We start from the raw sequence: 23775 nt of genomic DNA, 5'->3' as shown, positions 1-23775 counted from the left end.
GCCTAATAAAAATAATTTATCGCGTAACCGTGCCATTAATATCAGGAATAGGTTAGTAGAAAAGCATCACATTACCTCTGATCGTATCTCCACTTATGATTGCTCAGATAGATATCCGTTTATAGCTACAGACTTTAGCGAAAGTGATCTTGCAGGTATAGAGTCAAAAGATAGAAGGGTAACTGTCAAAGCAAGTACGCAAGTCAACGACCTAGCGAATATAGAAAACCCAAGTGATTGGAAAAACTATGAACCATATCTAAAGCGCTGCGAGATATTTAAATCTGAATAATAACGTCAAAAAAACGGTTGATTTTTAAAAAGCCGAAAACAACACCATCAGCACTGGCGAGACAATATTAATAATAAAACCAAAACTAATCGCCAGTGGCACGACTTTTAGCCCGCCAGATTGTTGAATAATAGGCAGGGTAAAGTCTAAACTAGTCGCGCCGCCAAGACCGACCGCTGCTGATGGATATTTGCGCATAAAGACGGGGATAAATAATAGCGCAAAGAACTCACGTACCAAGTCATTAAATAGCGCCACACTGCCCCAAACCGCGCCATAAGCATCGGTCATGATAATCGCTGATAGCGAATACCAACCAAACCCTGATGCCAGTGCCAAGCCTTTTGTCCATGATACATCGGTAAACATCAGCGCGAAAACAAGTCCGCCAACCAATACCGATAGCGTAAAAATAACGCTCATTTCAACGCCGCGTTTATTGAGCAGTACTTCTTTAAGGGTAATGCCCGAGCCTTTTAGACCAATACCAACCAGTAAGATTAATACCATCAGCATTGCGGTCATGGTGTTTTCAGGTGGCATATAATCTACTGGCAAGAGATAGCCAATCACCATGCCAATTACCACACAAATTACTTGTGCCAAGCTGCCACGAATACTAACGCGATGCTCTTTGGATTTGACGCTGGGCTTTTTGGCATGCCACGGGCGCAGGCGGTCAAACAGCATGAGAGCAAACAAACCACTGCCAATTGTCAAAATCGATAGGATGGTGACATAAAGTGCGATTTCACCTATTTGACTGCCCAGCCCTTCGACTTGTGACAGCTCAATACCGATGAGGGTTAAGATGACATAAACCAAGTACGACAAGCCTTTATCAGCAAGCTTAGTCATTTTGGGATTGGAGGGGATGGCAAAGCCAATAAACATTGGCATTAAGACCAAAACAAGGGTAATCAGGCTTTGCATGTCGGCAGACTCGTCATTTTTAAACAAGGCGTTTTTGGAAGGGCATTTCTCAGAAGCTGGGGATTGTATCATATTAGCTCGTAAATACGGCTATCAGCACATCATATTCATCGCAAAATATGACGGTTGTTTGAGTAGTAAATGACCTCTAAGTGGCTGGTTATTCTTTACCTGACAAACTTTTGTTGTTACATTGAAGGCATCAAACGTTTTGGCACGTATTATGTCGCTATATCAACTCAAATCTCAATTCCAAGATCAATTGCGTCCTATAAGCGATACTCTAGCTGGGCAAGGTGTTACCGCCAACCAAGTGACGGTTTCAGCAGTATTGTTGAGTGTGGGAACGGCCTATGTGATAGCTAAGCCCGCAGCCAAAAATCAAGCGCTATGGCTGTTAATGCCGTCATCATTGTTTGTGCGTATGGCGCTCAATGCTATTGATGGCATGATGGCACGCGAGCACGGGCAGGTATCCAAACTTGGTGCAGTGCTTAATGAATTGGGCGATATTATTGCCGATACAGCATTATTGGCCAGTCTGTTGCCGCATATTGATAATCAAGAAACGCCAGTTGGGCTGATAAATACCGCAGAAAATCTATCTCACAGTCAGCGCCATATTGTTGGTTTGATTGGTCTTAGTATTGGTACCGAGCTACTGGGTATAGCCAGTCATACAGCTCTAGGTACTCGAGCCAACCATGGGCCTTTGGGCAAAAGTGACCGTGCTTTTTTGCTGGGTGTGCTTGGCACCTTGGTTGGTGTCAAAGTACCGTTATTGCTATCACCTATAAGAATAGGGCAACTGTGCCTACTGACAGAAGCCTTGCTCTTAAAAACTTGCCTCAATCGCTTGTGTTATATGGCGAATTTATACGTAATGCGTAAACCGCCAGTGCCGAAATCAACACTGAGCGCCTTAAAAAACACTTGTCATCATTCAAACTTTTCCAACCATGTAAAATCTTCTTCTGGCATCATTGATGGTTTCATCGCTCATAATGCTTTACCTCACTCTTCTACTAATGCTTCTCTTTTGGAATCCAATATTATGTCAGCGACCTCTAATAATGCAGAAAATAAAATAAATCTGCTTAACGATAGTAACCATAAAGACCCATCCCAAAAAACGTCATCAAAGCAGCCTTCATCAAGGCAGTTCTCACCAAAAACTATTCATGGTGAAAGCAGTTATAACGCTTATGATGGCACGGCAATATATTATCGTTACTGGCTGACGATGCCTTTAGAGGCTATAAAACAATCCAGTCAGCAACACACACAACAGCGCCAAGTCATTCTGTTACATCGTGGTCATGAGCATTCAGGACGATTGGAAGAGTTAGGACAGCAGTTTGCTGTGGCTGGCTATCAGGTATTTGCTTGGGATGCACGCGGTAATGGGCGCTCAGGCGGTATCAAAGATCACGCCGAGAGCGTCACTGAGCTAGAGCGCGATTTAAACGACTTTGTGCAATTGGTCGTTGCCCAAACTGGTATTGCTATCGAGGATACATTAATCGTCGCCAGTAGTATCGGTGCGGTACTCGCGGCAGCATGGGTACATGATTACGCGCCCAATATCCGCGGGATGATTTTGGGTACACCTGCATTGAAGATTCGTTTGTATCTACCCTTTGCCATACCATCGTTAAAGGTGGCACGCGCACTTGGTTTGATGTCACGCGTGAGCAGCTACGTCAAAGCACAAGTATTGACTCATGATAAAGATGCACAGCAAGCCTACAATGCCGACCCGCTTATCTCCAATAGCATTTCGACTGACTTGCTCATTGATACTCATGCGACGGGTCAACGCTTGCTCGATGATGCTGGTGCCATTACCGTACCGACGTTTGTATTGTGTGCAGGCAAGGATTATGTGGTCGATAAGCAGGCTGAACGTGATTTTTATGACGCCATCAATACGACTGATAAACGCTGGCAATTATATCCAGACAGCTATCATGCGATCTTTCATGAAACCAATAAAGCTGACGTCTTCGCTGATTGTCTTGAGTTCGCTGAGCAGGTATTCAGTACGGAGGTTAAAGCGCCTGATTTGAGCGCCGCTCATCTAAACAGTGCCAGTAAGGATAAGGTTGATCGCTTAGCGATTAAACCTTTTAACCCAAGCTTTGCCATTACCCGATTTGCGATGCAAAAATTTGGTCATGTCAGCGATGCCATTGCCACTGGACTTGTGCATGGCTTTGATTCGGGTCATTCGCTCGATCATGTCTATTACAATCAGCCGAGTGGTCAGAATAAATTTGGTCAGGCAATCGATAAATTTTACTTAAACAATATTGGTTGGCAAGGTATTCGTATCCGCCGTGAGCATATATTAGAGCTAGCACGTCAAGCTTTAGCAGATATTGAAGATAAGAACCAAAGTAGCGCTAAGTTATACCAACCAAGATTGCTAGATATTGCTAGTGGGCATGGCTTTTATGCGTTTGATTTATTGACAGAGTTTACAGACTTGCATGCTGAGCTACGTGATTATGAGCAGCATAATATTCAAGCGTTACAGTCAAAAGCACAGCAGCTAGAAATTGCTGATCGCGTGATTGCCTGTCAAAAAGATGCTTTTGACCCTGCCAGTTATATTAATGACCAGGAAGAGACTGGCAGTATCGATGAAACAAAATTCGATATCGCCATTGCCTCTGGTGTTTTTGAATTGTTTTCTGACAATATGCTACCAACGACGGCTTTGGCGGGCATTTACGATAGTTTAAAATCTGGTGGTTATTTACTTTATACCAATCAGCCTTGGCATCCTGAACAAGAATTTATCAGTAAAACCTTAAACAATCATCGTGGCAGCGATTGGGTGATGCGTTGTCGTTCACAAGCAGAGATGGATCAGTTGGTTGAGAAAGCTGGCTTTCAAAAAATAGCGATGCGTATCGATCGCTTTGGTATTTTTACCGTGTCATTGGCAATTAAAGTCGCCTCAACCAATCATGAATAATACGCATGCCAAACCCTATGAGCGTGTACAGCTTTTTTCAGGGGGCGGTTCCCGTTTTGGCTATTATTTAGGTAGCTATGCAGCATTGGTGGCTCATGATTTGACGCCGGATATGATTGTTGGCACTTGCGGTGGTAGTCTATCGGCTTATTTGGTTAATTTAGCGCCCGATCCCAAGGATTTGCAGGAGCTCATGTGCAGCAGCGAGTTGTATCGTGTCATTACTGCTATCAGACATGTCGCGCCAGACGAAGCAAGTAAGCGATTAAAAATACGTTATATGGCTCAAGCTTTCGAGCGCTGGCGACTCACAAAGCAAAAAGCTAACGGGCAAAGACAGCGGCAAGTAGATAACTATGAGCGGATTTTGGATGAATTGCAGCAACTAGCGATGTTTCGAGTTGATAATGAAGAACAATGGCTTGACGGGTTATCTGGTTTTTCTCTCAAGCACAATAATAATTTGTGTAATCCTACCGCGCCAGAGATAGCCATTATCGCCAGTCGCCTGTATCCAACAGCTAATCAAGGGACTACTGTTGATAATGCTTTTCACAATGATTTTAGGCTACAAGAATTATTATTTGCTCCGCCGCGATTGGCAGCATTAGATCTCATTGTAGAAAAACTGAATTCACCGGCTCATACATTTGCTACTGGACGTATCAATCAGTCTGTCAAAACACTGACCAAATGGGATTTTGCCCCTGCGATTCGTGCTTCTATGGCAGATATGTATTACCTACCACCGACGCATATCGCAGCGCTTGGTTGGTGTTTAGGCGGGGTAATTAATCTCACACCCATTGAGCTGGCTTGTCAATTGGGTCATAGCGTATTTGCAGAGACCAAGGCAGGTTATGATTCATGGCTTGCCGCACCAGCCATTCAACGTGTTTTTGGTTTTGACCCCAACGAGCGTTTGGCACAGGTGCAGGGTTTTGATTCAATAGAAACGTTAACACGCGCTGATTCTGCTGAAACCAGTCCTCGAGTGAATCAACTACATTGGTTACCTTTTGCAGATAATGCTCAGCAGTTGGCAAGACAGCATGTACAAAAGCGTTTTAACATCAGACAAATGACCGTTGAGCTCATCCACAGTGACTATGATGGCTTTGTGCGGCAAATGCAGGCGCAATGGCAGTATGGCTATCAGCGTACAGCTGACTACATACAGCAGCATAGTCTATGAAGAATGCCACAAAGCCCGCCTCAATAGATAAACCACACATTGTCGTCGTTGGTGGTACCAGTGGACTTGGTTTGGCATTGGCGCTGCATCATCAGGCGCTTGGCTGGCAAGTGAGCGTGGTTGGTCATAGTATGGAGAAGATAGATAATATCAATAGTCAGCATCCTAACATTATTACTTATTGCTGTGATTTGACTGATAACGCGCAAACACAAAGTTTGTTAGAGAGCTTGTCAAATATCAGTTTTCAAAGAGTGATTTATAGTGCGGGTAGTTATACCAATGAGCGTGTTCACCATCTGAGTCAAGCGGACAGTAATCAAATGCTAGCGATTAACCTGCAAGCGTTTGAGCAGGTTTTTAGATGGGCAAGTGAGCAATTAAAGCACCAAAGCTGTGCGTTGGATTTCAACGAAAACAGCAGCCTAAGCCTAATTTGTATCGCTTCTATCGCCGGTACTATGGATTATCCTTACGCCAGTCTTTATGCCAAAAGCAAACGTGCGATGATTGCCAATGCTAGCGCCTATCGTGCAGCACTTGCGCCTTATCATATCCAAGTAAACTGCATCGCCTCAGGCTATATCGACACCCAAGCATTACGTGATTTAAATAATGGTGATGCTAGCAATAAGCCATTTATAATAAAGACGCAAACGGCGGTTGAGAAGATTATGCAGACAATTGATAAAGATATTGAGCTGGCAATATTTCCACGCTCTATGCGCTATATCACTCGGGCGCTCAATCATTTACCTAAGCCTTTGCTTAATAGGATATTGCGAAGTAAATTGGATAAAACCACTTGATAACAGCTTAGCCAAGCAGCCAATAAAACAAGGTAAATAATGGCACACCAATCAGCAGACTATCTATTCTATCCAATACGCCGCCATGTCCAGCGAGCATAGTACCCGTGTCTTTTACTCCGTGCTGACGTTTAAAGGCGGATTCTAATAAGTCTCCAGCGATACCACTTACTGCTAAACCATAGGCGGCCAACAAGCAAATCCACCAGCTAAAAGAAGTGAGCCAGATGCCTAATAATGTGGCCAATATCGCTGCTAACACACTACCAAAGAGAGCACCTTCGATACTTTTATTCGGGCTGATGGTTGGAGCAAGACCGCGCTTAAAGATTTTGTGACCAAGCAATCGTCCGCATAGATACTGTGCAATATCATTAAATTGGCTGGCAAATAATACAAAAAATAAAATGCCATATTGTTCGCGCTGCCACGTTAATTGCTGTAAGGCAATCAAGCTGATAATCAATGCGATAAAGACAGAACTAAACAGCAAGTCTAAGAATTTTAAATGTGTATAGGCTTGCTTAGAATCAGAAGAAGTTCTTATAAAAGGCTGAGTATTTGGTTGCAAGCCACGCGCTTGAAGCTTACTAATAAGCCTAGCTTTACTAGGTAGGTGCCATAATCGTTTAATCTCGTAGCCGCCACGCACACCAATCAACAAGAAAAAAGCGATCAGCAACCACTGATAGGGGTATGTGCGAGAGTGTAGGTGTTGACTATTATCAGTTATCTTAGCGATAACATAACAAGCGCAAAGCGCTGCTAACATGAGCCACCATGAGCGTGCTATCAAGTAGATTTTCGGTAAGCGCTGACGCAAGGGAGGTAGGGCAAGCATAGCCCAAACCGAACTCACGACTATCATTAGAACCATCACAAACCGTAAGTCAGAAGCCATGTTTTTAGCACTTTGAGGTCGATAGAGAACGGTAACCCACCGTTTTTTTATGGCTGAAGTGGCAACGCATAACTGCTGTTAGGCGTTAGCAACTGTATATACCGATTCAGCCTCTGTATCATCGATTATAGGCTGAATCAACCAATCAATACCACCTTCTTTCAACTTTGATAATGGCTCAATCACGCTCGTCCGAGGTGTGCTTGTTAAGTCAGGGTAGTCTTTTCTGTAATGGCCACCGCGGCTCTCACGACGCTGATAAGCAGATTGAATAATCAAGGTCGCTAATTGTAATTGTCTTGCTAATTGAAAGTAGGGCAGCTCATTCAAAATAGTAGCGTTATCTTTATTGTCGATATCTAGCTGATTAGAGTCATAACAGTTAAGCTGTTGTTGCCATTGCTGTATTTGTAAAAGTGCTTGTTCTAACAGCTGAGCATCACGGGTAATACCCATATGAGAGGTCATCAAAGCTTTTAGTTCTGCGGTTATTGCAGTGATATCAGCATCCGTATTAACGTTGTCGTTGTGATTGCCATTAGAGTTGCTTTCATATTCAATAGGCGATGGCAAGGTAATGCGCTGACTATTTTTAAGTGTTGGCGCTATCCACATGTCATGGATTAATTTGTCTAAATTATCATGAGGTAAAGTTGTCTCTAACGTTTCTATTGCTGCTAAATAGCGCGGCAAGTCAGCGGCGATATTGCGCCCAACTACTACGCATTCCAACAGTGAATTACTTGCTAAGCGGTTTGCTCCATGCAGACCTGTATAAGCAACCTCACCAGCAGCATAAAGCCCTACCACATCGGTCAAACCATTGGCAGACGTCACTACACCGCCGCAGCTATAGTGAGCGGTAGGGGCAACTGGAATGGGGTCAGTAGTGATATCAATGCCAAGCTCTAGTAGCGTTTGATAAATTTGCGGAAAATGTTCTTGTAAAAACTCCGCTGGCAAGTGACTGACATCAAGATGTACATAGCCAAGTCCATTCTTATTAATTTGCTCAGCGATTGCACGGGCGACGATATCGCGCGGTGCCAGTTCTGCACGCTTATCAACATCGAGCATAAAACGTTTGCCCGTTTGCGGACAATATAGCCGCCCACCTTCACCGCGCAGTGCTTCAGATATCAGAAAGCTACTGTCATCTAAGGCTAAGCCAGTCGGGTGAAATTGAATAAATTCCAAATTAGCCAAGCGGCAGCCCGCTTGCCATGCCATCATCACACCATCGCCGACACAGACGTTCGGCGCACTAGCACGCTTAAACAGTTGTCCTAAACCGCCACTCGCTAATACGACAGCGCGACTATGAAAGGTAAGTTTACGTTGATGTACATGATCAAAAACACGCGCACCTTGGCATTGCTGATTTGGATTAGCGCTATTCTTTAAAAGGCTTAGTGCTTCGTGGTAGGGCAGAATGGTAATATTACCTGCAGCTTGCGCTTTTAGAGTCAAGGCTTCCATAATATGCCGACCAGTGGCATCATCGGCATGTGCGACCCGCCGACAGCCATGCCCACCTTCTTTGGTCAGATGCAAATCGCTAGTCTGTAATGCCGCTAAAGGATTTGCATTATTATATGGCTGTCTTTCCTGTTGCGGAATCAGGGTAAAGGGCACACCCTGTTCACATAACCATTGTACGGCTTGCTGTCCAGCGCTGAGGATATTAGTGGTATTATCAGTCTCACATAATCCTGCGCCAGCGACTAGCGTATCAGCGATATGATCAGCGACACGGTCATTCTTATCTAAGCTGGCTGCAATTCCGCCTTGGGCATAATGGCTTGAGCACACTTCTATCGCGGATTTACTTAATACTGTCACACTTAGCGATTTTGGCAAAGCGAGAGCAGTGCTTAGTCCTGCAAGACCAGCACCAATGATAAGGACGTCTGTCTGGACAGTATCCTCAGCATTATTAGTATTTACCTTATCCGCTGACCATGCCTCGTTCATATTACGCCGCTCCAACATTGGCAAATAATTCGCGGTCTTTGACAATGTCACCACTTGCAGCCACACGCTGCTTTTGCGCTTCAGCAAAATCAAGCATGCGTTGTAAAGGTTTTTTGGCAGCTGTCGCCAGCTCTTGCGTCATGAGCACTTCACCGCTGCGCTGAGTTAGACATTGTTCAATCCCTTTTAGGCCATTCATTGCCATCCATGGGCAAAAAGCACAACTCTTACAACTGGCGCTCTCACCAGCCGTCGGCGCAGCTAAGAAACGTTTATGTGGCGAGCGCTTTTGCATCTCGTGCAAGATACCCAAGTCGGTAGCGACAATAAAGGTATCGGCATCCATCTCATAAGTCGATTGCAACAGCTTACTGGTCGAGCCAACCACGTCGGCCAGCGCGACTACACTATCAGGTGATTCAGGATGTACCAACACCTTAGCGTCTGGATGCTCTTCTTTTAATTGCATGAGCTCAGTGGCTTTAAACTCGTTATGAACCAAGCAAGCCCCTTGCCAGAGCAGCATATCTGCGCCAGTCTCTTGCGCGATGTATTTACCCAAATGACGGTCAGGGCCCCAAATGATAGGCTCGCCTTGCACATGCAGATGACGAACGATATCGATACCAACGGATGAGGTCACAACCCAATCAGCACGCGCTTTGACCGCCGCGCTAGTGTTGGCATAAACCACTACGGTACGCTCAGGATGGGCATCACAAAATGCGGAGAACTCATCAGCAGGGCAGCCCAAATCAAGCGAACACTCAGCCTCCAAGTCTGGCATCAGTACCGTTTTTTCCATGCTTAGTATTTTTGCCGATTCGCCCATAAAGCGTACGCCAGCGACGACCAAGGTTTGCGCGCTATGCGCTTGTCCAAAGCGTGCCATCTCCAATGAGTCACCAACACAGCCGCCTGTTGCTAATGCTAAGTCTTGAATAAAAGGGTCGACGTAGTAATGGGCAACTAATACGGCATTATGTTCTTTCAACAGCTGCTTAATATTATCTTCAACTGCGAGACGTTCCGCACGTGGCAGGTCTGCCGGTATTTTAGCTTTGGCATATTCGATGTTCATTTGAGTCGCAATGCGATTGTCATTGCTCATGATGGGTGCGTCATAGGGATAAGTTTTCATAAGTGCAACCTTTAGTACATTAACGACAAATGAGGTGTCGTTAGAAATGAGACAGTTAAATACGGTAAATGAATAAAGTGTTTTAATTATGCTCATTTTGAGCATAAATACAAGTATTTTTTATAATTAACTTAAAAATTGAATTAAATGTGTGTGGGTGTTTTCTAAATAGCGCCGTTTCTTATACTGTTGTTCTTGCATTTATCTTCCAGTATTTATTACAGTGCCATTGGTATATTTACAACGGCAGGCTATGATAGTTTTAGATTCACGCTATACTAAGCCGTGTTATAAAAGTCATAATTTATAGCTTTTTCACTGCATTCTTTAAGATAAAGGATAATTATTAAAATCATGACGTTGTCTTACTCACATGCACATCAACAGGGTAGTGGCACCACAGAAGTGGTCGCCGTGTTGGTGGCGATTACTGAGCATACCGCTCGGGTCTTAACCGTTGATCAAGGTAAGCTATTGCCCAATGGACCCTTGATGCCATTGCACCGCTCGTTGCAAGCTGGCGTGCGCCAGTGGGTTGAAGAACAAACCCAGCAGCCGCTCGGTTATTTAGAGCAGCTATATACCTTTGTCGATACCAATAGACGCAATGTCGATGGCCATGCGCTGGTGTATGTCAGCTACTTAGGATTGGTGCAAGAGACGCAAACGCAGCAACTACAAAGCCAAGCTCTATGGCGAGATTGGTATGATTATTTTCCTTGGGAAAATCACTTAGAGGGTAGGCCAAGTATCATTATGGATTTCATTGTGCCAGCACTATTAGAGTGGGCGAATGACATAACAGATGCCATCGTTCAGCAGCGTCGTCGTCAGCGCATTGGTTTGTGCTGGGGATTGAATGAAGCGTTCTTAGCGGGCAATTATTTTGGGAATTGCGAAAATAAAAATGCTGGTATTGATACAGCGAGTGATAACAATCACGACAGTCGAGAGTGGGTTGCCGAACACGTACTACTACGCTATGAGATGCTATATGAAGCGGGGCTGATCCCTGAAGCGCCGACCTATCCACCCAGTTATTCAGCCAATGCTCAGACCAGATCTTTACCTGAAAATTGGTCGCAGCTGATAGGTGCGCCCATGTATTATGATCATCGCCGCGTGATTGCTACCGCCATTTCACGTCTGCGCGCCAAGATTGAATATCGACCGCTTATCTTTGGCTTGATGCCAGATGTTTTCACCTTATCGCAATTACAGCAAAGCGTCGAGGCGTTGTCAGGCGTGCGCTTGCATAAGCAAAACTTCCGTCGTTTGCTAGACTCACAAAACCTTGTAATGGAGACGGGGCAGAGTAGTAGCGCTCAACGTGGTCGCCCTGCCAAGCTTTATCGCTTCCGTCACGACATTGAGCTACAAAGCCTACTCATGGATAGTAAATTGCCCAAACGCAAATAGTGCCGATAGTATTAATGCCTGCATAACGCTTCCCCCATTAGGTTTAAATATAAATTGTTAAATAAATAAAATAACGCCCTTTTCTTGCGAGGCTAGGCGCTTTACGTTATATTTATGCTCATTTTGAGCTTAATAAAATAAAGCTCGGATTAATAATGCGCATTTACCATGTAAAAGCCATCACACAAAAATAAGGGTGAAATATGACAGTTAAACGAGAGCCAGCATTGGATGAAGTATTACTTAAGCCCTTAGTGGAAGCCGCTTTAACTGAGGATTTGGGTAGACGTGGTGATGTGACGTCGCAAGCAACCATCCCAGCGGATATGCAAGCACAACTACAAATCAAAGCGCGCCAAGCAGGTGTGATTTGCGGTATGGATCTGGCAAGACTGTCTTTTGCTTTGGTTGATGCTCAGATAGAGTTTGCTGCTCAGGTTGTTGATGGCGAAACGGTTGCAGCAGGTACGGTATTAGCGATTGTCAGTGGCAATGCGCGTCATCTATTGACAGCGGAGCGTACCGCTCTAAACTTTATGACTCATCTTAGTGGTATTGCGACGGCAACACGGCAAATTGTCGATAGTGTGGCAGAGTATCCCGCGCAAATTACCTGCACGCGTAAGACTATCCCAGGTCTACGTACGGTACAGAAATATGCAGTACGCTGCGGCGGCGGGCGCAACCATCGTTTAGGGTTGGACGATGCGATTTTAATCAAAGACAATCATATTGCCATTGCAGGTGATATAAAGACCGCTATTCAGCAAGCGCAAGACTTTGCAGGTCACCTGATTCCTATTGAGGTTGAAGTCGATACGTTAGCGCAGTTAGCGCAAGCCTTAGATTCTGGCGTGAGCTTGGTACTTTTAGATAATATGTCACCCGAGACATTATCGAAAGCGGTTACCATGTGCAAAGGTCGTGCTAAGACCGAAGCATCAGGTGGTATCACCCCTGAAACCGTGCAAGCGGTAGCAGAAACCGGTGTTGATTTTATTGCCATGGGTTATTTGACGCACAGTACAACGGCGCTAGATATCGGGCTTGATTTTAGCGCCTAACATTAGCGCTTAGTCTGAGTCTATATCCGCTTTTATAGGTTAAATCTCGGACTAATAGTCTATTAAAAGGGCAGATTTGTATGGATATCCTATGGATTTGGTAAGGCGTAAGGATTAAGCGAAGTTAATGATTTAATTGGCTTATCTGCCTATGCTACAATGCCGCTGCTACCGACTATAAGGTCATCGTACACGCGCACGACGACCTTATCTTTTGCCCGATTTGCCCAATAGATAAGCGAGCGCTTAGTGAATACTGAAATCATCAAGATAATCTTAGCTTTTTTGGTATTGATTAATCCCTTTGGCGCATTGACGTTATTTTTGGATTCAACTCGCGGTTATTCGATGAATAATCGCCGTAAAGTGGCGCGCGTAGCTTGTTTAACCATTTTTATCACCATCAGTTTCTTTACCATAGTAGGTGAAACGCTACTAAAAGCTCTGGGTATCTCGATTGGTTCGTTCCAGTTGGCAGGCGGTATTTTAGTATTTTTAATTGCCCTAAATATGATGAATGGTGAAGGCAACCCTGTTAAACCTGATCAAGAAAATTTCGATGTTGATCATCTACACGGTGCACCACCAACGATGGCTGCAGCAGTCGTGCCTATAGCCATTCCAATGATGATTGGACCTGGTGGCATCTCAACAGTAATTATTTACTCCTCGCAAGTCTCTGGTATTTTGCAAGTCTCTGCTATTTTGATTGCGGGTTTGTTTATCAGTTTATTCTGTTATTTAGCCTTGATGGCGGCAGGTCGTATCAGTCGTTTATTAGGCGATACAGGCTTAAACATCATGAGCCGAATCATGGGTATGTTGCTCGCGGCAGTTGCTATCGAAATCATCGTTAATGGTTTACGCACCTTATTTCCTGATTTAGTGTGATTAATTCCTAAGTGCTCATTGCTTTTATCTGGCTTTTTAATAACGGCTCTCACAAGCTATATTCTATCAAAATTGCAGCCTATCACTCGCCAAAAGATAGCATTCATCAAAAACCTCCTGTCTACTTGCTAAAAGACTGCCTCCTAAAAGATTATCTCCTAAGCAAATTTTAAAATTAATTGCTGATTTTAAGACCTATGATCAATTACCAAAAGTATCAGCAAAAAACGTCAATTATGAAATTATGTTATAATAGGAGTACGATAATTTCATAGGAGTTAGTTTTGAGTAAGAAAAGGATTGCTATTTTAGGTGCAGGTCCAAGTGGTTTGGCGCAGTTGCGTGCTTTTGAAGCAGCTCGTTTGGCTGGTGCAAAGAACTTGCCTGAGATAGTTTGTTATGAAAAGCAAAACGCTATCGGCGGTATGTGGAATTACAGCTGGCGCACAGGTTTAGACAGAAACGGTGAGCCTGTCCACGGTAGTATGTATCGCTATTTATGGTCGAATGGCCCTAAAGAGTGTTTAGAGTTTGCCGATTATTCGTTCGATGAGCATTTTGGTGAACCTATCCCATCATATCCACCACGTGAAGTCCTAAAAGACTACATCATGGGTCGTATCGATAAGCAAGATATTCAAAAATACATCCGCTTTGAGTGCCCAGTACGTTGGGTGTCATTTGATGATGAAACGCAAAAATTCACCGTGACGGTAATGAACCACAAAACCGATGAGCAAGAAGTGGAAGAGTTTGATTATGTCGTGGTTGCGACCGGTCATTTCTCAACGCCAAATATGCCATACTTTGAAGGTTTAGAAGCGTTCCCCGGTCGTATTTTACACGCTCATGATTTCCGTGACGCATTAGAGTTTAAAGACGAAGATATCTTACTTATCGGTAGCAGCTATTCTGCCGAAGACATTGGCACGCAGTGCTACAAGTATGGCACCAAATCAGTCACGATTAGCTATCGCACACAAGCGCTAGGTTACGACTGGCCTGATGGTATTAAAGAAGTGCCATTAGTGACACATTTTGAAGATGATGTGGCACATTTTGCTGATGGTACGAGCCAAAGCTTTGACGCTATCATTATGTGTACGGGTTACTTGTTCCATTTTCCATTCATGCCAGATGAGCTGCGTTTGCAGACGCACAACTGCTTATACCCAGCCAACTTATATAAAGGTATTTTTTGGCAGCCGAACCCAAAGCTGATTTATTTAGGTATGCAAGATCAGTACTTCACCTTTAATATGTTTGATGCGCAAGCGTGGTACGCACGTGATGTGATGCTGGGCGATATCGACTTGCCTGATTTGGCGACTCGTGAAGCAGATGAGCAAAAGTGGTTGGCGACTTATGCTAAGTGCGTGACGGTCAGTGATTCCATTGATTTTCAGGCTGCTTATATCCGTGACTTGACCAATGGCACCGATTATCCAGAGTTTGCGGTAGAAGAGCAGGGCGAGATTTTAAAGGAATGGCAAAAAGATAAAGCTGAGAATATCATGACCTTTAGAGAAAAGGCCTATCGTTCTACTTTAACTGGAACGCTATCTCCTGAGCTACCAGAGCCATGGTTAGATATTCTTGATGATTCGCTAGAGCATTTTTTAAACTTAACCTTTGTTAAGCCTAAAAAGCGCAAAAAAGCGTCCTAATAAGAAGTCATTAGTTTCAAAATAAAAAACCAAACATGTAATGTGTTTGGTTTTTTTGTTTTATAAGCTGCGTTTATTTATTACGCTTCATTAACTTTGATATAGATGCCAAGCCAAATACAGCATCAGAAAACCGACTAAAGCATCGAGTATATTCCAGGCTTTTGGTTTGGCAAATAGCGGTCTAAGTAATCGTGCACCATAACCAAGTGCAAAGAAGAAAAAGAAAGAGGCACTGACCGCACCAGCGGCAAATACGACTTTGCTAGTTGCCCCTGTTGAAACCATGCCGACGAGCACCAATGTATCTAGATAGACGTGCGGATTAAGCCAAGTAAAGCCAAAGCATAATAACAGCGCTTTTTTTAAACTGGTGATAACTTGACCGTCGATGGTAAGCGCGTGTGATAAGCGCACACTCGCATACAAGCTTTGGATGCCATAAGCCAGCAAAAATATGACGCCAGCAATTTTGGCAATGTTGACGGCTTGCGGGTAGCGAGCCGTTACTGCGCCAAAGCCGCCAACACCAGCAGAGATTAGCAGCGCATCACTGACCGCGCAAAATAAGCAGACGAAAAAGATATGTTCGCGTTTCAGTCCTTGTTTGAGGACAAAGGCATTTTGTGAGCCGATGGCAATGATGAGCGATAGCCCAAGTAAGAAGCCAGAAATATAATCGGGAGCATTCATAATAGTGCGCTTATAATTTTTTAAGATTTGGTGTTTTTAGAGTTTTGTCTTTCACATGATTTGAGAGATTGCGATGTGAGAATATTGACATTTTGCTTACTGGCAGCGCCGTAAAAAGCTGTTAAGATACGCTATTGAATAAATCGATGCAATATGAATAAACGCAGTACGAGCAAAATATGAATGCACTGGAAGAGGAGCAGAGTCAGTTATGGTCGTAAGTTTGGCAAGAATGCTACAGTCATTTGGGCAAGCTCAAGACCTGCCAACACTCGCGGCTAAAAATGCTCAGAAAATGGCAAGTAGTGGTGATAGTACGTCTAATGATAAAGCAGCCGATAATGAGCAGACTCAAGCGAGCAGCCAACGTTTTACGCTTACGCCGCCTGAGCGTGCGGATCGTATTTGCGCTGCGTTAGCACAAGTAAATGATATCCGCTCGGCAACGCCATTGACCGATCGCTATTTAGCCAATCGTGCTCAGATGCGCCCGACCAATCGCCCTCCTTTTGACCCTGATACGTTATGGTATCTCAAACATGGACGCTGTCCGATTATGACTGAGCTTGTTGATGTGGTCGATGAGGCCACCCTAAATGCTATGCCTATTGAGGCCGTTGCGATACTAGATAGGATTAATGGTAAGTTAAAGCGCTACCGTGAGTGGAGTAGCGAGCTCAATGCTGAGCAACAGCAACAACATAATGAGCGCCAGTTTGTTATCGACAAGCTGGTGTCTGAGAGTATCCCTGAGGCGCTACATCACTATGAACAGCTGCAACGCTTTAGTCCGCATCGTACCAAAAATAATATGGTGCAAGGTAAAATGACCGCAGGCGATATGTTGACCGATTTGTTTTTAGAGATTGACTATGAGCTTGATGAATTACTAGATGAGCTCCACCAAACGGTGATGAATAAACTGGCCTCAACGCACCGTTATGTTAAAAGCCGAACCCAAAGCTAGTGGTTGCTTGCTTTTTAATTATGGGCTTTTACTCATGGACTTTGAATTGGCGTTATGAAAGTAATATAAATCAGCATGATTAGACACAATCGATTCAATGTATAACAATATAGGGCTTTAATAGAGCCTTATTTTTTTGTTTAATGATAGCTATCGATTTTTATTCAAAATAATAAGTTTATTAAGAATAATAAGAAAAGTGCCATAACAATTTTGCTAAGCAATAAGGACAACTTAATGACCCAATTGACTGCGATGTTTGTCATGTTTATTCTATATGGAGTGCTACCAGCAGCTGGGTTGTACCTAGGATATCGTGGTATTAAAAAAGTCACTGCGCCCAAAATGCTTGAGTACAAAGCGATGCCGCAATTGGGTTATATTCCTGAAAAAAGCTTGCCTGCTGAGGTCAAAACAGCGCTTGATCAAATCAATGAAAAAGGTGAGAAGCTGCGTGTCATTTATGGTGATACCAATAATGATGGCAAAATTGATGATAAAGATACCGTCAACGAAACCTATGTCATGATTCAAAATCTAATGGATAGGCATGTGCCACTAGCGGTGGCTGATTATCGCCGCTTACATGACTTAGATGTGGGGGACGGCGCGCTTGCTGATAGCACTAAAATTAAGCACTCCAATGTCACTGGTAAAGAAGCATTGTTAGATGTGTTAAGCACGATTAATACTCAGTTTGATGACTTATTGAATGCTTCCTATCATCAAGATGGGCAAAAGTTACTTGCAACCAATCGATATTTGCAAAAACGTTTTAACAATCCTACCGTTAATGCGGATATTCAGGGACTTAATAATAATGCCGATAGTACCATTATTAATCATAGTAATAGAGAAATCGAAGCGCTTGAAATTCCAACTGATGCAAGTGGCAAAAGCGCGAATACGAATGCTAAAAATATTAAACTGTAATTACCCAATCGTATGAGCTAAATAAAGGTTAGGCGTATATGAGTGTTTTAATCGGCGTTGGCATTGTGACGACAGTCACTACCATTTATCTAGGTAGAAAGGGCTGGCACGCATTGCATAAAATGGTCGGCATTACCCCAGGTGTGCTTACGTATCAAGATAATAATACGCCATTGGCACTATCTGCGGTAAATTGGCAGCAGCTAACTTTAAATAAAAAGCACTTAAAGGTATTGCCAGATAAGCAACTACGTCAACTACAACGTATCGATGAAAAGGTCGGCAGCTATCAATCTTATCAAAAAACACGACAAGCTCAGAATAAAACGCCTGCGGTCACAGAACAGCAGTTTGTGTTAAATAAAATGTTGCATACTCGTTTGCCTGAAATGCTGGCCAGTCATTATCAGCTAGTAAATATAAATAGAAGTAATAATGAGATGAATCAGCAAAAAAAAGCTGAAGCCAGTGAGTTATTGCAACAAGTCTTAAATAATATAGAACAACGTTTAGATAAACTGTTAGAACAAATGGATACGCAGCAGTTGCAGAAATTACGAGTCATGAAGAACTATATTAATAGTCATGATAGCTAAGCTTTGGGGTAGTAACGTTATTAAGAAAACGCATAAAAAAGCGGTCAATGAATGAATCATTGACCGCTTTTTTTATTAACTACTTCAAATTTATAAAAGATTCAAAGTAAGGTTAAATTAATCCGATTAACGCTTGTTGTTACGGTCACGGGTATTACGGGTGCCGCGACTGGCAGGACTAGCACTGCTCTTAGGTTTTGCGCTGCTAGGACGGCTATCGCTACGAGTGTCCGTACGACGTGCTTTAAGCGGCTTGTTTTTAATACGTTCTTGCTTTTCTTTAGCTGCACCATGCAGACCTGTACCGTGACGGGGGCGTAAGCTCACTAAATCCGTCAAGGTATTGATGTCTTTTTTATCAAGCTCTAAGAAACGACCGGTACGTAGCTCTTTTGGTAAGATAATCGTACCATAACGTGTACGCAGCAGACGGCTAACTTTAAGACCTTGCGACTCAAATAAACGACGTACTTCGCGGTTACGACCTTCTTTTAGCTTGACGTGATACCACTTATTGACGCCTTCACCGCCGCCTTCTTTAATATCTTCAAACTGTGCCATACCATCTTCTAACATGACGCCAGACGTTAACGTACGAGCGATATCTGGTGTCACTTCACCAAGCACACGCACGGCATATTCACGTGTCACTTCGCTAGACGGATGCATTAAGCGATGCGCCATTTCGCCATCATTGGTAAATAATAGCAGACCAGTAGAGTTAATATCCAAGCGACCAACCATTACCCAGCGGTCATGAGTCAACTTTGGCAACCGCTCAAAGACTGTTGGACGGCCTTCTGGATCATTGGCAGAACACACTTCGCCTTCAGGCTTGTAATACGCTAAAACACGACGACGCTTTTCATTTTCGGCAGTGTACTTGATTTGACGACCATCAACACGAATCTCATCGCCTTGTTCGACACGGTCGCCGATAGTCGCAGGACCATTATTAACGGTCACGCGACCTGCCTTGATCACTTCTTCCATCTGACGACGTGAGCCAAGTCCCATACGGGCGAGGGCCTTTTGGAGTTTTTCATCTTTCATAACGATTTCCTTGAATCGGTGGGTTCACATTTCTCAATGTGTAAATTCGGACTGACTATTATACGCTATTTATCAAAGCTTTGTTTAAGAGAAATTTTTTAAGGCTATCGTTATTGGCAATAAGTTATGTTTTATTAGATAGTTATGGGTTTAAACAAGGTTTCTGTATTTGACGAAAGCAAGTATAAATTAATTGTTACTCTTACGTAATTTTTGCCAAAAACAGCCCATTATTATTCAATATTTAACCACCTATGTTATTATGGCTTTGTTTTTTTGTAGCTAATATAGCCCTTTAGTATAGTTGTCTTAATTGGTTTATCAGTGGACGCTACTTATACCTATGATTTATAAAGGTTTTTCTATGTTTTTCAATTCATCAAAGTTATTAAGTGTAGCGTGTCTACTCATGATTAGCCTGGTTTCAGGCTGCTCTAGCATCAACGCAGGACTTCAAGCAGGTGAGCTGCCACCAAGCGGGACATTTATCGCTGAAAATGGTTTGCATTTTAATATTCAACCATTGAACCTAGCGACGCTGCCACCGAAAAAGGTCGTTATCCCAAATAGAGATTTGACCCAGTTAATAAGAAATTCTGGTCGAGCGGATTATCGTATCTCTGAAGGCGATATTCTTAGTATTGTACTTACGGGTTATCCTAATATTACACCACTTCCAGCTGGCGACGTTACTAATCCTTATGCAGCAGGTTATCCTGTTGATCAACAAGGTTTTGTTCAGTTCCCATTGGTTGGACGTATTAAGGCTAGTGGCATGAGTGTGCCGCAATTTACCGCCAATTTACAAAAACAGCTTCAACGCTATCTTAAGTATTCAGACCCACAGGTTAAAATTGTTAACTACCGTGGCAATAAATTTTTCATTGATGGGGCCGTGAAGCAGCCGGGCGAATTTGCGATTGCTGATGCACCAGTCTCGTTGTATAGTGCGATCTCTATGGCCGGCGGCGCAACATCTACTGGCGACTCGAATAATATTGTGTTTAACCGCAAAGGGGTAAGCTACAATATAGGGTTACAATCGTTGCGTCAGCTAGGGACATCAGCCAATCAAATCTATCTGCAAGATGGTGATTCTATTCATGTGAACAGCCAAGACCGTAATAAGGTATATGTCCTAGGAGAGTTTGGACAAGTAGAACCTGTGCCTATTTTAGAGCAAGGTATTAGTTTGGCTCAGGTTTTAGGTGAGTCTAAAGGTCTTGATTCTAATACGGCCAATGCAGCCAAAATATATGTGGTACGTGACAATCTAAATACTAGAACTACGGATATCTACTACGTTGATATGCAGACGATTACCAGTTTCGCGCTTGCTAATCGGTTTGAGATGCATGCGAATGATATTGTCTACGTTGACCCCACTGGCTTGACGCGTTGGAATCGTGTTATCAGTGCCATACTACCATCGACTTCAGCAGTTAGTATTCTTTCAGGCTTATAGATAATAGGTGATAACAGTTATGGCGTTTGATAATATTTTAGTCGTATGTGTTGGTAATATTTGTCGTAGCCCGATGGCAGAGGCATTACTGAAACAACGTTATCCACATAAGAATATTGACTCTGCAGGTGTTGGCGCTTTAGTCGGTCACCCTGCAGATCCTGCTGCATTAGAGATCATGACAGCGCAGCAGCTTGATATCACTAAGCATGTCGCGAAACAGCTTGACGAAAATTTGGCAAAAAAGGCTGACATTATTTTTACCATGTCAGATGGTCAAACGAAATGGATTGAAGAACGCTGGCCATTTTGTCGCGGCAAAACCTTTAAGTTAGGTCATTGGATGAGTAAAGACATTGCCGACCCTTATAAGCATGAAATGAGTGCTTTTAAAACGGCATATCAAGATATTGTTGATAGCCTCGAGCAGTGGGCAGACAAAATTAGTTAACTAGATATTATTAAACGACTAACCTTAAGTGATGAACATACCGTTATGAATACAGATTCAAAAAATTTATCAAACTCTGCCTCTAAAGAAGATAATGACGAAATTGATCTTATGGCGCTGCTGTTTTCTATCTTGCGCGGCTGGAAGACTATTGTTCTTTTTGCAGTATTGGGCTTGATAATAGGGGTCTTATATAGCAGGTACGTAAATCCTACCTATCGTTCCGATGCTCTGATCCAAATTGATGAAAAGTCATCAGGCCTGCCTGCATTGGGTGAGAATATTTCTGATCTATTGGGCTCTGAAGCTAGTAAGGCACAGACTGAGGCTGAGCTGATTCGCTCAAGAATGATTTTGGAGCCAGTAGTCAACCAACTACATTTACGCATCCAGCTTGCTGATCTTGAAGTTAGTGCTATTGATAAAGTAATCAACGATCGTACTCATACACAAATAAATGCACCTGAGGGTGTTTCTCTAAAAACAGCAGAAGGCCAAGTGCAGATCAGTGAGTTTAATGTCTCACAAGCTTATCTAAACCAACCTTTTACTTTAAGCCGAGAAGGTAATGGTTTCGTCTTAACTAACGGTTTTGACGACTTTAAAGGGCAGCTTAATCAGCCGCAGAAATTTAGCGGCGTAGATGGTCAGATTCATATTACAGTCAATGACTTACCAGCTGATGGTCATGCTATCCGTATCACTAAGCAGTCATTGCAGTCGACTACGGATGCCCTTAACACATCCTTGTCAGTTGTTGAAAAAGGTAAGCAAACGGGTATTATCGAGCTTTCGATGACTGGTGCCAATCAGCAGCAAACGAGTATGATACTTAAGGATATTATCCTATCATACATAGGTCAGAACCAATCTCGTGGCTCTGAGGAGACGACCAAAACAATCAAGTTTATGGAAACACAGATTCCTATTCTTAAGAAAAAACTTGAGGATGCCGAAGGAGTGTTTAATGAGTTTCGTAAAAAATATGGCACAATTGATGTTGCAAAAGAGGCTGAGCTACTTCTCACTGAAAATTCTAATATTGATGTACAGCTGAATGAGTTGAAACTTAAAAAGGCTGATTTAACGACTTATTATACCGAAGAGCATCCTTTAGTTATTCAAATCGATGAACAATTAAAAGTTTTGAGAGATAGAAAGCAGACTATTGATAATACTATTGCAGGTTTACCTGAACTACAACGAGAGTTTCTTAAGTTATCACAAGATACTGAAATTAATAGAGAGATTTACTTAACTCTACTCAAAAACTATCAGCAACTACAGATCGCTAAAGCAGGTCAGTTAGGTTTTGCCCGAATTGTTGACTTACCAATCAGCACCTATAAAGCCATTGCTCCCAAAAAGCTTTTGATTATTGTTTTGGCAGTTTTATTGGGGTCGATGCTTGGAACTATGCTTGTACTGCTTAAAAACATGCTTAGAAATGTGGTAAAAGACCCTGAGCGTTTAGAGGCTAAGACAGGTGTGCCTGTGGTAGCGACGGTTCCACGCTCTCCACTATTAACAAGATTACGTAAGAGTAATAAGAAAGCGCCTAACAGACTACTGGCTTACGTAGATAATAATAGTTTGAGCTATGAGGCCATTAAGAGCTTAAGAACAAATCTAATGTTTGGCATGCCAGCCCAAGGTCGAGCGGGGCAAAGAGCGAAAGTGATACTAATTACTGGTGAAAGCCCTGGTGTTGGTAAATCATTTATCTCTTCTAATCTAACTGAGGTATTTGCTCAGTTAGATAAAAAAGTCCTGATTATGGATGCTGATATGCGCTTGGGTGAGCTGCATAAGATGTTTAGTATGAGTCAAGATAATGGTTTGGCAGATTATCTATCACAAGATACGACTCATTTATCAAAAGATAACGCTCAGGTATCAAAAATTGTTGCTAATCAAGAGGGTTATTTGGCAAGCTTTATTCATCCGACTGGTATAGATAATATCGATTTTATGCCACGCGGTCAGCACCCACGTAATCCGGCATCATTATTAGCTAATGGCAGTTTCGATCATTTAATCAAAGAACTGAATTTGCATTATGATTATATTGTCATTGATTCGCCACCTGTACTGGCTGCTTCTGATGCTATGATTTTATCCCAGTATGCAGATAAAGTGTTAATGGTGGCTCGCTATGATAAGTCTATAGAAGGGCAAGTGGTTTATGCGGTTAATCAGATGAATAAAGCCAATATCAAAGTAGACGGTATTATCTTAAACGATGTACAACAGGGATTACTAAGTAAGTATAGCTATCATTATAGTTATGCTTACGGCAATAATAACTAATCGTTAGCGGATAGATATAGAATTTTTTAAATATTAAT

General features: G+C 42.9%; 20 protein-coding genes. 14 read left to right on the top strand and 6 right to left on the bottom strand.

The genetic code is table 11. The annotated features are described in order from the left end of the window. The coding region (locus B3Q63_RS10585) for a hypothetical protein (protein ID WP_296176442.1) at positions 1 to 292 on the top strand (292 nt) is incomplete at its 5' end. A gap of 24 nt (positions 293 to 316) precedes the next feature. Here B3Q63_RS10585 and B3Q63_RS10580 read toward each other — a convergent pair. Next, positions 317 to 1225: a lysine exporter LysO family protein gene (locus B3Q63_RS10580; RefSeq protein ID WP_296176444.1), complete on the bottom strand. Its 909-nt coding sequence runs from the start codon at positions 1223 to 1225 to the stop codon at positions 317 to 319. 223 nt (positions 1226 to 1448) lie between these two features. Here B3Q63_RS10580 and B3Q63_RS10575 point away from each other — a divergent pair, with 223 nt between their 5' ends. Genes B3Q63_RS10575 through B3Q63_RS10565 form a run of 3 tightly spaced genes read left to right on the top strand, consistent with a single transcriptional unit; the run spans position 1449 to position 6212 of the window. Continuing rightward, the gene (locus B3Q63_RS10575) at positions 1449 to 4208 is read left to right on the top strand and encodes an alpha/beta fold hydrolase (protein WP_296176440.1); all 2760 of its coding nucleotides are present in this window, start codon (positions 1449 to 1451) and stop codon (positions 4206 to 4208) included. Continuing rightward, complete coding sequence (locus tag B3Q63_RS10570; RefSeq protein WP_296176437.1) at positions 4201 to 5403, top strand: patatin-like phospholipase family protein; 1203 nt, start codon at positions 4201 to 4203, stop codon at positions 5401 to 5403. Before B3Q63_RS10575 ends, B3Q63_RS10570 begins: the two co-directional genes overlap by 8 nt. Continuing rightward, positions 5400 to 6212 (top strand): SDR family NAD(P)-dependent oxidoreductase, encoded by an 813-nt coding sequence (locus B3Q63_RS10565; protein ID WP_296176434.1) that lies wholly within the window; start codon positions 5400 to 5402, stop codon positions 6210 to 6212. Before B3Q63_RS10570 ends, B3Q63_RS10565 begins: the two co-directional genes overlap by 4 nt. Before the next feature lie 7 nt (positions 6213 to 6219). Here the strand turns inward: B3Q63_RS10565 and B3Q63_RS10560 are convergent, their stop codons facing one another. From B3Q63_RS10560 to nadA, 3 genes are all read right to left on the bottom strand, one after another. Continuing rightward, positions 6220 to 7113 carry a phosphatidate cytidylyltransferase gene (locus B3Q63_RS10560; protein WP_296176432.1) on the bottom strand — a complete coding sequence of 298 codons (894 nt, stop codon included), beginning with the start codon at positions 7111 to 7113 and terminating at the stop codon, positions 6220 to 6222. A 78-nt stretch (positions 7114 to 7191) separates the two neighbouring features. Then, the gene (gene nadB / locus B3Q63_RS10555; protein ID WP_296176430.1) at positions 7192 to 9087 is read right to left on the bottom strand and encodes an L-aspartate oxidase; all 1896 of its coding nucleotides are present in this window, start codon (positions 9085 to 9087) and stop codon (positions 7192 to 7194) included. A gap of 1 nt (position 9088) precedes the next feature. Beyond that, positions 9089 to 10228, bottom strand: coding sequence for a quinolinate synthase NadA (gene nadA, locus B3Q63_RS10550; protein WP_296176427.1), 1140 nt, complete (start codon positions 10226 to 10228; stop codon positions 9089 to 9091). Between the two features lie 354 nt (positions 10229 to 10582). On the opposite strand from nadA, the gene B3Q63_RS10545 reads away from it, so the two are divergent. The 4 genes from B3Q63_RS10545 to B3Q63_RS10530 all read left to right on the top strand — a co-directional run bounded on the left by B3Q63_RS10545 (position 10583) and on the right by B3Q63_RS10530 (position 15269). After that, positions 10583 to 11647 carry an NUDIX hydrolase gene (locus B3Q63_RS10545; RefSeq protein ID WP_296176425.1) on the top strand — a complete coding sequence of 355 codons (1065 nt, stop codon included), beginning with the start codon at positions 10583 to 10585 and terminating at the stop codon, positions 11645 to 11647. A gap of 203 nt (positions 11648 to 11850) precedes the next feature. Further along, positions 11851 to 12711 carry a carboxylating nicotinate-nucleotide diphosphorylase gene (gene nadC, locus B3Q63_RS10540; RefSeq protein ID WP_296176422.1) on the top strand — a complete coding sequence of 287 codons (861 nt, stop codon included), beginning with the start codon at positions 11851 to 11853 and terminating at the stop codon, positions 12709 to 12711. Between the two features lie 249 nt (positions 12712 to 12960). Then, the gene (locus B3Q63_RS10535; RefSeq protein ID WP_183621221.1) at positions 12961 to 13602 is read left to right on the top strand and encodes a MarC family protein; all 642 of its coding nucleotides are present in this window, start codon (positions 12961 to 12963) and stop codon (positions 13600 to 13602) included. A 284-nt stretch (positions 13603 to 13886) separates the two neighbouring features. Further along, positions 13887 to 15269, top strand: coding sequence for an NAD(P)-binding domain-containing protein (locus tag B3Q63_RS10530; protein WP_296176419.1), 1383 nt, complete (start codon positions 13887 to 13889; stop codon positions 15267 to 15269). A 90-nt stretch (positions 15270 to 15359) separates the two neighbouring features. Here the strand turns inward: B3Q63_RS10530 and B3Q63_RS10525 are convergent, their stop codons facing one another. Further along, positions 15360 to 15962, bottom strand: a complete 603-nt coding sequence (locus B3Q63_RS10525; RefSeq protein ID WP_271134256.1) for a LysE/ArgO family amino acid transporter — start codon at positions 15960 to 15962, stop codon at positions 15360 to 15362. 211 nt (positions 15963 to 16173) lie between these two features. Between B3Q63_RS10525 and B3Q63_RS10520 the strand changes: the two genes are divergently transcribed. From B3Q63_RS10520 to B3Q63_RS10510, 3 genes are all read left to right on the top strand, one after another. Then, positions 16174 to 16929 carry a hypothetical protein gene (locus B3Q63_RS10520; protein ID WP_296176415.1) on the top strand — a complete coding sequence of 252 codons (756 nt, stop codon included), beginning with the start codon at positions 16174 to 16176 and terminating at the stop codon, positions 16927 to 16929. Positions 16930 to 17166: 237 nt separating this feature from the next. Next, positions 17167 to 17862 (top strand): hypothetical protein, encoded by a 696-nt coding sequence (locus B3Q63_RS10515; RefSeq protein ID WP_296176413.1) that lies wholly within the window; start codon positions 17167 to 17169, stop codon positions 17860 to 17862. Between the two features lie 38 nt (positions 17863 to 17900). Continuing rightward, the gene (locus tag B3Q63_RS10510) at positions 17901 to 18458 is read left to right on the top strand and encodes a hypothetical protein (RefSeq protein WP_296176410.1); all 558 of its coding nucleotides are present in this window, start codon (positions 17901 to 17903) and stop codon (positions 18456 to 18458) included. Between the two features lie 126 nt (positions 18459 to 18584). On the opposite strand, the gene rluB is transcribed toward B3Q63_RS10510, so the two are convergent. After that, a complete protein-coding gene (rluB, locus tag B3Q63_RS10505) occupies positions 18585 to 19511 on the bottom strand; it encodes a 23S rRNA pseudouridine(2605) synthase RluB (RefSeq protein WP_201562495.1) in 927 nt (308 codons plus the stop codon). 409 nt (positions 19512 to 19920) lie between these two features. On the opposite strand from rluB, the gene B3Q63_RS10500 reads away from it, so the two are divergent. The 3 genes from B3Q63_RS10500 to B3Q63_RS10490 are packed head-to-tail and all read left to right on the top strand — an operon-like array spanning position 19921 to position 23737. Continuing rightward, positions 19921 to 20976 (top strand): polysaccharide biosynthesis/export family protein, encoded by a 1056-nt coding sequence (locus tag B3Q63_RS10500; RefSeq protein ID WP_296176407.1) that lies wholly within the window; start codon positions 19921 to 19923, stop codon positions 20974 to 20976. A 19-nt stretch (positions 20977 to 20995) separates the two neighbouring features. Continuing rightward, complete coding sequence (locus B3Q63_RS10495; protein WP_296176405.1) at positions 20996 to 21427, top strand: low molecular weight protein-tyrosine-phosphatase; 432 nt, start codon at positions 20996 to 20998, stop codon at positions 21425 to 21427. 45 nt (positions 21428 to 21472) lie between these two features. Beyond that, positions 21473 to 23737, top strand: coding sequence for a polysaccharide biosynthesis tyrosine autokinase (locus B3Q63_RS10490; protein ID WP_296176403.1), 2265 nt, complete (start codon positions 21473 to 21475; stop codon positions 23735 to 23737). The last annotated feature ends 38 nt before the right edge of the window (positions 23738 to 23775 follow it).

The organism is Psychrobacter sp. UBA2769 (genome assembly GCF_002352555.1).
GTDB classification, from domain to species: Bacteria; Pseudomonadota; Gammaproteobacteria; order Pseudomonadales; family Moraxellaceae; genus Psychrobacter; species Psychrobacter maritimus.
This window is presented reverse-complemented; position numbering and strand designations above follow the sequence as displayed.

What these genes read in the sequence shown, in the direction of transcription:
- B3Q63_RS10570 (WP_296176437.1), top strand. Translation starts at nt 4,201, where the DNA reads ATGAATAATACGCATGCCAAACCCTATGAGCGTGTACAGCTTTTTTCA.
- nadC (WP_296176422.1), top strand. Translation starts at nt 11,851, where the DNA reads ATGACAGTTAAACGAGAGCCAGCATTGGATGAAGTATTACTTAAGCCC.
- B3Q63_RS10515 (WP_296176413.1), top strand. Translation starts at nt 17,167, where the DNA reads ATGACCCAATTGACTGCGATGTTTGTCATGTTTATTCTATATGGAGTG.
- B3Q63_RS10545 (WP_296176425.1), top strand. Translation starts at nt 10,583, where the DNA reads ATGACGTTGTCTTACTCACATGCACATCAACAGGGTAGTGGCACCACA.
- rluB (WP_201562495.1), bottom strand. Translation starts at nt 19,511, where the DNA reads ATGAAAGATGAAAAACTCCAAAAGGCCCTCGCCCGTATGGGACTTGGC.
- B3Q63_RS10495 (WP_296176405.1), top strand. Translation starts at nt 20,996, where the DNA reads ATGGCGTTTGATAATATTTTAGTCGTATGTGTTGGTAATATTTGTCGT.
- B3Q63_RS10560 (WP_296176432.1), bottom strand. Translation starts at nt 7,113, where the DNA reads ATGGCTTCTGACTTACGGTTTGTGATGGTTCTAATGATAGTCGTGAGT.
- nadB (WP_296176430.1), bottom strand. Translation starts at nt 9,087, where the DNA reads ATGAACGAGGCATGGTCAGCGGATAAGGTAAATACTAATAATGCTGAG.
- B3Q63_RS10565 (WP_296176434.1), top strand. Translation starts at nt 5,400, where the DNA reads ATGAAGAATGCCACAAAGCCCGCCTCAATAGATAAACCACACATTGTC.
- B3Q63_RS10525 (WP_271134256.1), bottom strand. Translation starts at nt 15,962, where the DNA reads ATGAATGCTCCCGATTATATTTCTGGCTTCTTACTTGGGCTATCGCTC.
- nadA (WP_296176427.1), bottom strand. Translation starts at nt 10,228, where the DNA reads ATGAAAACTTATCCCTATGACGCACCCATCATGAGCAATGACAATCGC.
- B3Q63_RS10490 (WP_296176403.1), top strand. Translation starts at nt 21,473, where the DNA reads ATGAATACAGATTCAAAAAATTTATCAAACTCTGCCTCTAAAGAAGAT.
- B3Q63_RS10575 (WP_296176440.1), top strand. Translation starts at nt 1,449, where the DNA reads ATGTCGCTATATCAACTCAAATCTCAATTCCAAGATCAATTGCGTCCT.
- B3Q63_RS10520 (WP_296176415.1), top strand. Translation starts at nt 16,174, where the DNA reads ATGGTCGTAAGTTTGGCAAGAATGCTACAGTCATTTGGGCAAGCTCAA.
- B3Q63_RS10500 (WP_296176407.1), top strand. Translation starts at nt 19,921, where the DNA reads ATGATTAGCCTGGTTTCAGGCTGCTCTAGCATCAACGCAGGACTTCAA.
- B3Q63_RS10580 (WP_296176444.1), bottom strand. Translation starts at nt 1,225, where the DNA reads ATGCAAAGCCTGATTACCCTTGTTTTGGTCTTAATGCCAATGTTTATT.
- B3Q63_RS10510 (WP_296176410.1), top strand. Translation starts at nt 17,901, where the DNA reads ATGAGTGTTTTAATCGGCGTTGGCATTGTGACGACAGTCACTACCATT.